At 60.5% G+C, this 13,498-nt stretch carries 4 protein-coding genes, 3 tRNA genes and 3 rRNA genes; 3 read left to right on the top strand and 7 right to left on the bottom strand.

What is annotated here, in order from left to right; all coding sequences use genetic code 11:
- Positions 1-77 precede the first annotated feature (77 nt).
- From ACKTSM_RS04295 to ACKTSM_RS04270, 6 genes are all read right to left on the bottom strand, one after another.
- Positions 78-154 (bottom strand) — tRNA-Met (locus ACKTSM_RS04295).
- 109 nt (positions 155-263) lie between these two features.
- Positions 264-378 (bottom strand): 5S ribosomal RNA (gene rrf, locus ACKTSM_RS04290).
- A 114-nt stretch (positions 379-492) separates the two neighbouring features.
- Positions 493-3,282, bottom strand: a 23S ribosomal RNA gene (locus ACKTSM_RS04285).
- Positions 3,283-3,542: 260 nt separating this feature from the next.
- A tRNA-Ala gene (locus ACKTSM_RS04280) sits at positions 3,543-3,618 on the bottom strand.
- Between the two features lie 11 nt (positions 3,619-3,629).
- Positions 3,630-3,706 (bottom strand) — tRNA-Ile (locus ACKTSM_RS04275).
- 178 nt (positions 3,707-3,884) lie between these two features.
- Positions 3,885-5,370: ribosomal RNA gene (locus ACKTSM_RS04270) — 16S ribosomal RNA — on the bottom strand.
- The 16S, 23S and 5S rRNA genes sit together here with 3 tRNA genes alongside, the layout of an rRNA operon.
- A 650-nt stretch (positions 5,371-6,020) precedes the next feature.
- Between ACKTSM_RS04270 and ACKTSM_RS04265 the strand changes: the two genes are divergently transcribed.
- The 3 genes from ACKTSM_RS04265 (at position 6,021) to ACKTSM_RS04255 (ending at position 10,588) form a co-directional block, all read left to right on the top strand.
- Positions 6,021-7,565: a lipopolysaccharide biosynthesis protein gene (locus ACKTSM_RS04265; protein ID WP_407875890.1), complete on the top strand. Its 1,545-nt coding sequence runs from the start codon at positions 6,021-6,023 to the stop codon at positions 7,563-7,565.
- Positions 7,566-7,652: 87 nt separating this feature from the next.
- Positions 7,653-8,654, top strand: a complete 1,002-nt coding sequence (locus ACKTSM_RS04260; RefSeq protein WP_407875889.1) for an aspartyl protease family protein — start codon at positions 7,653-7,655, stop codon at positions 8,652-8,654.
- Between the two features lie 77 nt (positions 8,655-8,731).
- Positions 8,732-10,588, top strand: a complete 1,857-nt coding sequence (locus ACKTSM_RS04255; protein ID WP_407875888.1) for an ABCB family ABC transporter ATP-binding protein/permease — start codon at positions 8,732-8,734, stop codon at positions 10,586-10,588.
- A 21-nt stretch (positions 10,589-10,609) separates the two neighbouring features.
- On the opposite strand, the gene ACKTSM_RS04250 is transcribed toward ACKTSM_RS04255, so the two are convergent.
- Positions 10,610-13,462, bottom strand: coding sequence for a M16 family metallopeptidase (locus ACKTSM_RS04250; RefSeq protein WP_407875887.1), 2,853 nt, complete (start codon positions 13,460-13,462; stop codon positions 10,610-10,612).
- Positions 13,463-13,498: the final 36 nt, after the last annotated feature.

Here is a 13,498-nt window from a genome sequence, read left to right as displayed (position 1 = left end):
CAAAATTTGCAGCACATCTGGCCCAGACACACGAACGCCGCCGAACCCGAGGGCCGGCGGCGTTTGTATGTTCCAGGTGGTTGCGGGAGTTGGATTTGAACCAACGACCTTCAGGTTATGAGCCTGACGAGCTACCGGACTGCTCCATCCCGCGTCACCGTCTGCGGTCTCATGCAGAGACCAAAAAGCCGCCGCTCGGTCAGACCGGCAGCGGCTTTTTTTGAATCGTGAATGGGTTTTGCTCGCGATCCACAAGCTGCAATGCCTGGCGGCGACCTACTCTCCCGTGCCTTAAGACACAGTACCATCGGCGCTATCTGGTTTCACGGCCGAGTTCGAGATGGGATCGGGTGGGTCACAGACGCTATGACCACCAAGCAATGAAGCTTGTGGAGGCGGGCTTAAATCGATGCACTTGTTCGGGCGTATCTGGCTGGAGAATTCCTCACGTCCAGACAAACCTTTGCAGGCCTGTCGTTGACAGTGCAGACTCTCAAGCGCGATCAGAACTATTAGGACTGGTTAGCTTCACGCATTACTGCGCTTCCACACCCAGCCTATCAACGTCATGGTCTATGACGGTTCGAAGATACCTTATCTTTAGGGAGGCTTCCCGCTTAGATGCTTTCAGCGGTTATCCCGTCCATGCATAGCTACCCAGCGGCACCCTTGGCAGGATGACTGGTACACCAGAGGCATGTTCACCCCGGTCCTCTCGTACTAGGGGCAACTCCTATCAAGTATCGACGCCCACGGCAGATAGGGACCAAACTGTCTCGCGACGTTCTGAACCCAGCTCACGTACCACTTTAATTGGCGAACAGCCAAACCCTTGGGACCTGCTCCAGCCCCAGGATGTGATGAGCCGACATCGAGGTGCCAAACGATTCCGTCGATATGAGCTCTTGGGAATCATCAGCCTGTTATCCCCGGCGTACCTTTTATCCGTTGAGCGATGGCCCTTCCACGAGGGACCACCGGATCACTATGACCGACTTTCGTCTCTGCTCGACTCGTCAGTCTCGCAGTCAGGCAGGCTTATGCCATTGCACTCTCGCAGCCGGTTTCCAACCGGCCTGAGCCTACCATCGCGCGCCTCCGTTACTCTTTAGGAGGCGACCGCCCCAGTCAAACTACCCGCCACAGAGGGTCCCACTACCGGATAACGGTAGTTGGTTAGACATCAGAAAACAGCAGGGTGGTATTTCACCTATGGCTCCACTTGGACTGGCGCCCAAGTTTCAAAGCCTCCCACCTATGCTACACAACTCTTTCCTAATGCCACTCTGAAGCTGCAGTAAAGGTGCACGGGGTCTTTCCGTCTAACCGCGGGTACTCCGCATCTTCACGGAGAATTCAATTTCGCTGAGCATATCCTGGAGACAGTGGGGAAGTCGTTACGCCATTCGTGCAGGTCGGAACTTACCCGACAAGGAATTTCGCTACCTTAGGACCGTTATAGTTACGGCCGCCGTTTACTGGGGCTTCAATTCGGAGCTTGCACTCCTCCTCTTAACCTTCCAGCACCGGGCAGGCGTCAGACCCTATACGTCGTCTTGAAGCCGACTTAGCAGAGTCCTGTGTTTTTGATAAACAGTCGCTACCCCCTGGCCTGTGCCCCCCACCAAAAGTTGCCTTCTGATGGGGCCTCCTTCTTCCGAAGGTACGGAGGCAATTTGCCGAGTTCCTTCAGGATACTTCTCTCAAGCGCCTTGGTATACTCTACCTGACCACCTGTGTCGGTTTCGGGTACGGTCTATATGAAGAGGCTATTTCCTGGAACCGCTTGGCTGCCCACCCAATCCAATAAGGGTGAACAACTTCCACGATCCGTCACACATCTTCAGGCCCACGAATATTAACGTGGTTCCCATCGACTACCCCCTTCGGGCTCGTCTTAGGGGCCGGCTTACCCTGCGCCGATTAGCGTTGCGCAGGAACCCTTGGTCTTTCGGCGAGAGGGCATCTCACCCTCTTTATCGCTACTCATGTCAGCATTCGCACTTCCGATATGTCCACCGTCGGTTACCCTTCGGCTTCAACCACTTACGGAACGCTCCGCTACCGCTCATAGTAAACTATGAACCCTAAGCTTCGGTGCATATCTTTAGCCCCGTTACATCTTCGCCGCAGGAACCCTTATTTAGACCAGTGAGCTGTTACGCTTTCTTTAAAGGATGGCTGCTTCTAAGCCAACCTCCTGGTTGTTTTGGGATTCCCACATGCTTTCCCACTTAGATATGACTTGGGGACCTTAGCTGTAGGTTAGGGCTGTTTCCCTTTTGACGACGGACCTTAGCACCCGCCGTCTGTCTGCCAGACAAAACTCGATGGTATTCGGAGTTTGGTTAGGTTTGGTACCGCTCGCGCAGCCCTAGCCCATCCAGTGCTCTACCCCCATCGGTATACATCTGACGCTCTACCTCAATAGATTTCGCGGAGAACCAGCTATTTCCCGGCTTGATTGGCCTTTCACCCCTAAACACAAGTCATCCGAGCATTTTTCAACATGCAACGGTTCGGTCCTCCAGTGCGTGTTACCGCACCTTCAACCTGCTCATGCCTAGATCGCCGGGGTTCGGGTCTAATCCAACATACTCAGTCGCCCTATTCAGACTCGCTTTCGCTTCGCCTACACCTAACGGCTTAAGCTTGCATGCTAGATTAAGTCACTGACCCATTATGCAAGAGGTACGCTGTCACCCCCTATGGGGCTCCAACTGCTTGTAAGCATCCGGTTTCAGGTACTGTTTCACTCCCCTAATCGGGGTGCTTTTCACCTTTCCCTCACGGTACTGTGTTCGCTATCGGTCATGTACGAGTATTTAGGCTTGGAGGGTGGTCCCCCCATGTTCAGACAGGATTTCACGTGTCCCGCCCTACTCAAGTCCTTTCCAATCATTTTCGCATACGGGACTGTCACCCACTATGGTCTCACTTTCCAGAGAGTTCTGCTAATTCATGAAAAGGCACTGGCCTGGTCCCGGTTCGCTCGCCACTACTACGGGAATCTCGGTTGATGTCTTTTCCTCCGGGTACTGAGATGTTTCAGTTCCCCGGGTTCGCTTCACCAAAGCTATATATTCACTAAGGTGATACCTTATCCACCTCTCTCAACCGCTCCGAAGAGCGAATGAAAGAAATGGTGAAGGTGGGTTTCCCCATTCGGAAATCGTCGGATCAAAGATTGCTCACATCTCCCCGACGCTTATCGCAGCGTGCCACGTCCTTCTTCGCCTGTACATGCCAAGGCATCCACCAAATGCTCTTACCTCACGCTTGAGAATCCACACCATCAACGACAGGCCTGCATAAAGCCTGTTCGTCTTCGCGATGATGCAGAAGAATTATCTCAGCCAGATAATCAATTTGATTGATTTGTGATGCACGGTTGCGCGGACGGCCGGCTAGACCATCGTTACAATCCATGCGCCACGGCATCGATTTAAAAACCCATTCACAATGTCAAATGTCGGCGCCAGATGCGCCTACTCGCTCGAAAGCGAGATCTCTTTCGTTTCATACAATCGGATCAAGTTACCTGGTGGAGCCTATCGGGATCGAACCGATGACCCCCTGCTTGCAAAGCAGGTGCTCTCCCAGCTGAGCTAAGGCCCCTTTCAGGTAAATGGTGGGCCTGAGAAGATTTGAACTTCTGACCTCACCCTTATCAGGGGTGCGCTCTAACCAACTGAGCTACAGGCCCACACCTGACCTTCGCCGGCCAATTGGCCGCGAGGGGCTGGTGAGCCGGCTCAGGCAAACACCACCCCGAGAGGCGATGTTTTCCGATTGATGAAAGGACATGAGGACGACGGCATGTTCTTTGGAACTCGCGAAGCTCTTCCCGGCACGAGGCCAGGCGCTTTCGCTTGTATCCTTAGAAAGGAGGTGATCCAGCCGCAGGTTCCCCTACGGCTACCTTGTTACGACTTCACCCCAGTCGCTGATCCCACCGTGGCTCGCTGCCTCCTAAAAGGTTAGCGCACGATCTTCGGGTGAAACCAACTCCCATGGTGTGACGGGCGGTGTGTACAAGGCCTGGGAACGTATTCACCGCGGCATGCTGATCCGCGATTACTAGCGATTCCGCCTTCATGCTCTCGAGTTGCAGAGAACAATCCGAACTGAGACATCTTTTGGAGATTAGCTAACCCTCGCGGGATCGCTGCTCACTGTAGATGCCATTGTAGCACGTGTGTAGCCCAGCCTGTAAGGGCCATGAGGACTTGACGTCATCCCCACCTTCCTCCGGCTTATCACCGGCAGTTTCCTTAAAGTGCCCAACTAAATGATGGCAACTAAGGACGAGGGTTGCGCTCGTTGCGGGACTTAACCCAACATCTCACGACACGAGCTGACGACAGCCATGCAGCACCTGTCACTAGGTCCCCGAAGGGAAGGAATCTGTCTCCAGAAGCCGTCCTAGGATGTCAAAGGCTGGTAAGGTTCTGCGCGTTGCTTCGAATTAAACCACATGCTCCACCGCTTGTGCAGGCCCCCGTCAATTCCTTTGAGTTTTAATCTTGCGACCGTACTCCCCAGGCGGATAACTTAATGCGTTAGCTGCGCCACCCAAGCTCTATGAGCCCGGACAGCTAGTTATCATCGTTTACGGCGTGGACTACCAGGGTATCTAATCCTGTTTGCTCCCCACGCTTTCGCACCTCAGCGTCAATAACTGTCCAGTGAGTCGCCTTCGCCACTGGTGTTCTTCCGAATATCTACGAATTTCACCTCTACACTCGGAATTCCACTCACCTCTCCAGTATTCTAGCCATCCAGTTTCAAGGGCAGTTCCGGGGTTGAGCCCCGGGATTTCACCCCTGACTTGAAAAGCCGCCTACGCGCGCTTTACGCCCAGTAATTCCGAACAACGCTAGCTCCCTCCGTATTACCGCGGCTGCTGGCACGGAGTTAGCCGGAGCTTATTCTCCAGGTACTGTCATTATCATCCCTGGTAAAAGAGCTTTACAACCCTAAGGCCTTCATCACTCACGCGGCATTGCTGGATCAGGCTTTCGCCCATTGTCCAATATTCCCCACTGCTGCCTCCCGTAGGAGTCTGGGCCGTGTCTCAGTCCCAGTGTGGCTGATCATCCTCTCAGACCAGCTATAGATCGTCGACTTGGTAGGCCGTTACCCCACCAACTATCTAATCTAACGCGGGCCCATCTAAAGGCGATAAATCTTTGGTCCGAAGACATTATCCGGTATTAGCTCAAATTTCTCTGAGTTATTCCGAACCTAAAGGCAGGTTCCCACGCGTTACGCACCCGTGCGCCACTAACCCCGAAGGGTTCGTTCGACTTGCATGTGTTAGGCATGCCGCCAGCGTTCGTTCTGAGCCAGGATCAAACTCTCAAGTTTGTGAGACTAACCAATCAAGCACGGGCAAGCCCGCCAGCTCGATCAGCCAGAATATCAAGGAGCCGATACCTGCACTGTCAAACGTAATGGATACGAATGAACATGTATCACCCAGGCCGCCTGTGGAGGCGGGCAAGGATGTGGCATCGGCTTAAGGTTTAACCAGTATCGAACCCTTGAAGTGTTCGAACTGGACGCCGTCGCCCACATGTCCCTTCATCAAAAACCAACAATGTCAAAGAGCCGCCAGACAGTAACAGCGGACAGCTAGTGCTTCCCCGATTTGCACCGGGGGACCGGCTATCCGTTTATGTTGGCGACCGATCGCTGCGGGGCCGGTGTGAACCGTCAGCGCCGCGTCGGTGGAGGTCATCTAGGCGTGGTCTCGGATTCGGTCAACGCCTTTTTGCAATTTTCTTTCGTGAAAGTTCGAAAACCGCAGAATTCCGCGGGTTTCAGCCCCCTCTCGCCCAACCAAAATGGGGTTGATGCTGCCATTTTCAAGGCTCTGAATGGGGAATTGTCGATGAATCGGGCCGACTCAAGCCCGGATCGGACCCGGCAATCGGTCAATTCTTCACGTTTTTGGCCTAGTCGCCCGATTCATGGACCACGAATCAAAATCGGGCGAATCAAAGGGCGGCGAATCGATGCCTCCCCATGCCGCACACGCGAGCGCGCATAAGAGCGCGCCGGGGATCGCGGCTGCCATTGCGCCAGCGCAGCAAACCTTCGCCGCGCGCGTGCGCAGCGCGATCGCATGGCGCTGGGGCACGCAGGTCGGTGCGCAGATCATCACATGGACTTCGACCTTCCTCGTGGTCCGCCTGCTCGAGCCTTCCGATTATGGTCTGTTCGCGATGAGCCAGGTGATCATCACCGCCCTTGCCTTTCTCAATGGGCAAAGCTTTGCTACCTCGCTGGTGCAGACCGACCGGCTCGACGAGCGTCGCATCGGCCAGGTGTTCGGCATGCTGCTGCTCGCAAACGGGCTGCTTGCGGCGGTCCAGTTCGCCTTCGCGCCCTTTGCCGCCGTTTATTTCGGCGAGCCGATGGTGGCAGAAATGCTGCGCATCCAAGCGGTGCTGTTTCTTACCATTCCCTTCATTGCGCTGCCGAACGAGTGGCTCGCCCGGCAGCTCGAATTTCGCAAGCCCGGACAGGTCAACATGGCCAGCGCGCTGGTGGGCGCGGCGACCGCGCTGGTGCTGGCATGGCTGGGCTGGGGCGTGTGGGCGCTGGTCTATGCGGGGCTGTCGATCTTCATCGCGCGCGCGATCGGCCTGACCGTGGCCGCGCGGCTGTTCGTGCGTCCGGTCTTCGACCCGCGGGGGGCCTGGGACCTCGTCAGCTTCGGCGGGACGCTGACCTTGTGCCAGCTGTTCTGGATCATCCAGAGCCAGAGCGACGTGGTGATCGCGGGCCGGATCATGCCGACCCACGATCTCGGCCTCTATACTCAGGCGCTGTTCCTCACCCTGATCGTGACCGCGCGGTTCATCCCGCCGGTCAACGAAGTCGCGCTCGCCGCCTATTCCGAGCTTCACCGCGAAAACCGGCCGCTGGCGCCCTACTTCCTCAAGACCGCGCGGCTGGTCATGATGGTCAGCGCGCCTGTATATATAGGTCTCTCGCTTACCAGCGAGCACGCGATCCTGGTGCTTATGGGCGAGAAGTGGACCGGGCTGATCCCGATCGTATCAGGCCTTGCATTGGTGATGCCGGCCTTTGCGCTCCAGCTGATCTGCTCGCCGGTCACCAACGCCATGGGCCGCCCGCACATATATCTGTTCACCTCGATCAGCGGCGCGGTGCTGTTCCCGGCGATGTTCGCATGGGGGTTGCTGGCGGGGCGAGGCGGCGGCGCGATGGGACTGGTTCATGCCTGGTGGATCGCGGCGCCGGTGCTGTGCGCGATCACTCTGGCGGTGACCTTGCGCGCGGTGTCGCTTTCGCCGCTGCGGCTCGCCCAGACAATCGCCCCGGTCGCGGTGGCCTGCGCCGCGATGTCCTCAGCGGTGCTCGCGGCAAAGGCGCTGGTGCCGATTACCAGCCCGCTCGCAGCACTCATCACCCACGTCGCGATCGGCGCAGCGACCTATGCCGCGACCTTCTGGCTCCTCTATCGCGGGATCGTGCGCGAGACCTGGGCGCTCGTGCGCGAGCGGGGTGACGGCTTGCCACAGGCGGCCTGAGCCAAGCCACAAATCGACCGGCGCATTTTGGCGCGCGGCGCGCTTCTGGTATCCTGTGATCCCCGGCAGCTGAGCAAGGACACGATCATGGCATATATATGGGCGCTTCCCATTCTGGCGGCCTCGCTGGCCGGATCTAGCGCTGCGAGCCTCTCGGTCGAGCCGCCGATCGCCCCGCAGACACCCGACCTCGAAGCCATCGCGCCGAACCTTTCCGATCCCGCGACCGAAATCCTCGAGCTCGACGGTGACCGCAACAACCGTTTCACCGTCCCGGTCACGATCGAGGGCGCGGGCCCGTTCGACTTCATGATAGACACCGGCAGCCAGGCGACCGCGGTCACCCAGCAGATCAACGAGGGGCTCAAGCTCACTCCCTATGGCACCGCGACCCTTGTGGGCATGGCGAGCCGCCGCCCTGTCGATGTGGTCGAGGTCGATACCATGACCTTTGGCAGCCATACCGTGCGCGATCTCGTCTCGCCGGTTCTCGACCGCCGTCATGTCGGGGCCGACGGCATTCTCGGGCTCGACAGCCTGCAAGGCCTGCGGGTGCTGATCGATTTCCGCGACGAGACGATCGCGGTGCAGGACGTGGCCTCGATCGAAAATCCGCGCAGCGGGTTCGAGATCATCGTCCATGCGCGCCAGCAACTGGGCCAGTTGCTCATCACCGACGCCCTGATCGAAGGAGTGCGTGCCACCGTCATCATCGATACCGGCGCGCAATCGAGCCTCGGGAACCTCGCGCTCCAGCGGCGGCTGCGCAACAAGCGCGCCGCCGAAGTCACCACTACCGATGTCAACGGCGTCGATCTCGTCGGCGAATTGTCAGTGGTGCGCTCGCTCACGATCGAGGGGATGGACCTGCGCAATGTCCCGCTGGCCTTTGCCGATGCGCCCGCCTTCGAAGCACTTGGCCTTTCCGACGAGCCGGTGCTCTCGCTGGGAATGCAGCATCTCAAGATGTTTGACCGGGTGGCGATCGATTTCTCGCAGCAGCGCATCCTGTTCGACGTGCCGCGCGATGTCGCGCGTGCGCTGCGCCGCCAGCGCAACCGCAATTTCAACATGCTCAACCACCGCTGAGCCGCCCGGGCGAGCCGCTGTCGATTTTGCCGGCACGCTTGCCCTGACGCGCGCGCGCGCCCACATCAGCGGCCAGCATGCCGCCCGACACCGCCAGTTCCGACCGCCCAATCGCCCTGCCTGATGCCGAGAGCTGGGCAACGCTCCGGCGTTTTCTCCCTTATCTGTGGCCGCGCGACAATCGCGCGCTGAGAGTGCGGATCGTCGCCGCGATGGCCTTCGTGCTGGCGGCGAAGGCTGTCATGCTGGCCCTGCCCTTTGCCTATAAGGGCGCGGTCAATGCGATGGAACAGGCGGGCGCGGCACAGGGCCTTTCTGCCGCCGCCGAGGTCGCGATCGCCCTGGTCGCTGCCTATGTGCTGGGCCGCTTCAGCGCGCTGATGTTCGACAATCTGCGCAATGTCGCATTCGAACGCGTCGGCCAGATGGCAACGCTCAGCCTTGCAGAGGATGTCTTCGCCCGGCTCCACAGGCTTTCTCTGCGCTTCCACCTCAACCGCCGCACCGGCGAGGTTACCAAGATCATCGAGCGCGGCACCAAGAGCATCGACATGATGCTTTATTTCCTGCTGTTCAACATCGCGCCCACCATGATCGAATTGATCGCGGTGGGCGTGATCTTCTACCTCAATTTCGGCTGGGAACTGGTCGCGGCGACCGCCATCGCGGTGATCGCCTATATATATGTCACACGCCGCATCACCGAATGGCGCACCCGGTTGCGGCGCGAGATGAATGATCTCGACGGACAGGCGCTGCACCGCGCGGTCGATTCGCTCCTCAATTTCGAGACGGTCAAATATTTTGGAGCCGAGGCGCGCGAACAGCAACGCTATTCGGATGCCGCGCGCGCCTATGCCCGGGCCGCGGTCAAATCGGAAAACTCGCTCGCCCTGCTCAACGTGGTGCAGGCCGCGATCACCAATGCGTTGATGGCGGGAGCGATGATCTATTCGGTCTGGGGGTGGAGCCGGGGCTTGTTCAGCGTCGGCGATCTCGTTTTCGTGAACACCTACCTGATGCAGCTCTTTCGCCCGCTCGACCTCTTGGGCTGGGTCTATCGCACGATCCGCCAGGGGCTGGTCGACATGGCCGAGATGTTCCGATTGATCGATACCGAGACGGAGGTCGAGGACGCGCCCGGCGCGCCGGCGCTGGTGGTGCGTCGCCCCTCGCTTGCTTTCGAGAACGTCGCTTTCGGCTACGATCCCGATCGGCAGATCCTCGACGGGCTCAGTTTCGAGGTGCCGGCCGGTTCGACGCTCGCGATCGTGGGGCCTTCTGGGGCGGGGAAAAGCACGATCGCGCGCCTGCTTTTCCGTTTCTACGACCCGCAGGAGGGGCGCATCCTCATCGACGGCCAGGATATCGCCGGGGTCACGCAGGACAGCCTGCGCGCGGCAATCGGGATCGTGCCGCAGGACGCAGTGCTCTTCAACGACACGCTCGCTTACAACATCGCTTATGGCGCCGAGGGAGCTGACAACGCCGTGATCAAGCGCGCCGCGCGCGATGCCGCGCTGATGCCGCTGGTCGAACGGCTGCCCGAACGCTTTGCCACCACTGTGGGCGAACGCGGAATGAAACTGTCGGGCGGCGAGAAACAGCGCGTCGCCATTGCCCGCACCCTGGTCAAGGACCCGCCGATCCTGCTGCTCGACGAGGCGACCAGCGCGCTCGACACGCGCACCGAGCAGGAAATCCTTGCCACGCTAAAGCGGATTGCGCGCGGGCGCACCACGATCGCGATCGCGCACCGCCTCTCTACCATTGCCGATGCCGACCGGATCATCGTGCTCGACCATGGCCGGATGCACGAAAGCGGCACCCATGGCGAACTGCTCACAGCCGGCGGGCTCTATGCCGAGATGTGGGCGCGCCAGGCGAGCGAGAAAGGCGAAGGGGTCGAACGGGACGGGGCGGCGGACCGATAACCGCCCCGCCCGCTCTCGTGCCTATTCGGCATCAATCCGGAGGCTCGCGCTTGCAAGGTCGAGCGCGTCTGCCGGGATCACTTCGACATCGGGCCTGATGACGCGCAGGTCATCGAGGAATTGCGAGGCATCGCCGACCACCACGACGGTCGCGCGCGCGGGATCGACATAACGCCGTGCCGCTGCGCTCGCCGTCTCGGCATCGACCGCCTCGAGCCTCGCGGCGTAAAGCGCAGCTTCCTCGGCACCCAGCCCCTGCTGTAGCAATCCGGCAACGATATTGTTGAAGCCTCCGCTGGTCTCGAGCGCGCGGCCATAGCCGCCGGTCATGTAAAGCCGCCTGCGCGCAAGCAGGTCATCGCTCAGCGCCTCGCTTCCCAGCCGGGCGAACTCGTCGAGGAAGATCTGCACCACTTCGTCGGCGGTATCGTTCTTGGTCTGGGCGCTGGCGCGCAGTACCGATTCATCCCTGCGGTCGGCAAAGCCCGAATAGGCGCCGTAGCTCAGCGAGCGCTTGGTGCGGATTTCCTCGAACAGCCGCCCGCTCGACCCGCCGCCCAGCACGCTATTGGCCAGCTCGAGCGCGAAATGGTCGGGATCGGTGCGCGAAGGCGCGCGCACCGCAGCGATGACCGCGGCCTGTCCGGCATCGGGCATGTCGACGACGATGGTGCGCACCGGCTGGGCCTCGCCCGCGCGCGCTTCGGGCAGCGGGCCGGGTTCAATTTCGCTTTCCCAATCGCCGAACATCGCCTCGGCCGTGGCAAGCGCTTGGCCAGGAGCAATCCCGCCCGAAATGACGATCTGCATGCGCTCGGGATGGAAATAGCGCGCGCGGTGTTCGGCAAGGTCTTCGCGGGTGATCGCGGCAAGGCTTTGCGCGGTGCCGCCCGGCTGCGTGCCATAAGGCGCATCGCCATACATCGCCACGCGTCCGACCATGCGCGACAATCCACCAGGCTCGTTCATCGAAACGGTCAGCCCGTCGATCGCGCGCGCGCGTTCGCGCTCGAACTCGTCTTCGGGATAGGTCGCACCCCTGACGATCCGCGCCGCGAGCGCGCCTGCCTCTTCGAGATTGGCGACCGGCGCGGTTAGATTGAAACTCGCGCCGTCGCCTCCAGCGCCGCCGCTGAAACTCGCGCCCAGGCTTTCGAAGCGCGCCGCGACGGCGGTCGCGTCCATGCCGTCAATGCCGCGCTCGGCGAGGCCCGCTGCCATCTGTGCGGTTCCCGCAAGCGTGCGCGGATCGGTCGAGCTGCCGCCTGGAAAGACCATCGAGATCGTCGCGATCGGAACCGATCCGGTTTTCGCGGCGACCACTTCGATGCCATTGGCAAGCTGCGCCTCGACGATTTCGGGCGCGGCCACTTCGGGTGCGGCGCCCGGTCCCGGAGGCGCCATGCGCTCGCCTTCGGGAAGCACCGCACGGATTGTCCCAGTCGCGGGAGGAAGCGTGCGAAACTCGGGCATCGGATGCGGATTGGCATAGCTTGCCGGATCGTCCTCTCCCGCGCGGTAGGTGATCGTCACCCGCTGCTCGGGGTCGAGCCAGCGGCGCGCTGCACGTTGGACGTCTTCGGCGCTGACCGCGGTGATCTGGGCCAGCCGGCGATCGGCAAAGCCGGGATCGCCGCTCGACACCAGCGCTTCGCCCAGTTCGAACGCCCGCCCGCGCGCGGTCTCGCGGCGGCGCAGGGTCGATGCGACGATCTCGTTCTTGGCCTCGGCCAGCTCGGCCGCGGTCACCGGCTCGTTACGCAGGCTATCGAGCACCGCGTCGAGCGTCGCGCTGGCGACCTCCATCTGCTCGTCGCCGCGCACCACGGCGTAGATGCCGATCTGCCCTGCCTCACGGAACATGTTTGCCCCGCCAAATGCTTGCACCGCCTGGCCCGAACGCACCAGCGCGTTGTCGAGCCGGCTGTTGTCGCCGCGATCGAGGATTGCCGATAGCACTTCGAGCGCGGCAGCGTCCTCGTGCGTGGTCGGCGGAGCCTTCCACACCCCCCCGATAACGGGTAGCGGCACGTTTGGCGCGGTCGCGTGGACCGTGCGCGGGCCGCTTGCCGGGGCCTCGCGCGTTCCAATTGCAAGATCGACAGGATTGGCGCGGCGCGGAATATCGGCGAAATACTGGTCGACCAGCACCCGCAAGGCTTCCATCTCGAAATTGCCAGCGACGATCAGCGTTGCGGTGTCGGGGCCGTAATAGGCCTCGTAGAAGGCGCGCGCATCGTCGAGCGTCGCGTTGTCGAGATCGGAGATGCTGCCGATGCCGGGGCGACGATGCGGCATCACGTCATAGGCGTTTTCGGGAATGACAAAACGTTGCAGGCGGCCATAGGGCGGCGCGAGCACGCGCTGGCGCAGCTCCTCCTTGACCACGCCGCGCTCGGTCTCGAACACCTCGTCATCGACCACCACTTTCGCCATGCGCTCGCGGTGGGTCCACAGCATGGTTTCCAGATAGGCGGCAGGCACCTGTTCGTAGTAATTGGTGCGGTCGATCCAGTTCGACGCATTGCGCGTGCCCCCGATATCCGCCGTGAGCCCATAGATCATGTTGTACGGCATGTTCTCGGTCTTGCGGCTGAGAATGTGCTCGAACAGATGCGCAAAGCCGCTGCGCCCTTCGGGGTCGAGCTTGGAACCAATATCGTACCACAGCGAAGTGGTAACGGTGCTGGTCGTGTCGTCGGGGATGGCGATGACGCGCAGACCGTTGTCGAGCGTCCACATGGTGTATTCGATCGCCGGCGCGCTGAGCGAAGGCGCGGCGCTGGCGGCATCTTCGCCCGCTTGCGCGAGAGCAGGCGAAGCCATGGCAAGGCCGGCGCTCGCGGCGCTGGCGAGTAGGATAGTGCGGATCATGTAACTGCCCCCTTGGAATGTCGTCGTCGGGGTGCA

It is taken from the genome of Qipengyuania nanhaisediminis (genome assembly GCF_045862805.1).
Classification (GTDB): domain Bacteria; phylum Pseudomonadota; class Alphaproteobacteria; order Sphingomonadales; family Sphingomonadaceae; genus Erythrobacter; species Erythrobacter nanhaisediminis_A.
Note: the sequence above shows the minus strand (reverse complement) of the source record. Positions and strands in the feature narration are given on the sequence as shown.

What these genes read in the sequence shown, in the direction of transcription:
- ACKTSM_RS04265 (WP_407875890.1), top strand. Translation starts at nt 6,021, where the DNA reads ATGCCTCCCCATGCCGCACACGCGAGCGCGCATAAGAGCGCGCCGGGG.
- ACKTSM_RS04260 (WP_407875889.1), top strand. Translation starts at nt 7,653, where the DNA reads ATGGCATATATATGGGCGCTTCCCATTCTGGCGGCCTCGCTGGCCGGA.
- ACKTSM_RS04255 (WP_407875888.1), top strand. Translation starts at nt 8,732, where the DNA reads ATGCCGCCCGACACCGCCAGTTCCGACCGCCCAATCGCCCTGCCTGAT.
- ACKTSM_RS04250 (WP_407875887.1), bottom strand. Translation starts at nt 13,462, where the DNA reads ATGATCCGCACTATCCTACTCGCCAGCGCCGCGAGCGCCGGCCTTGCC.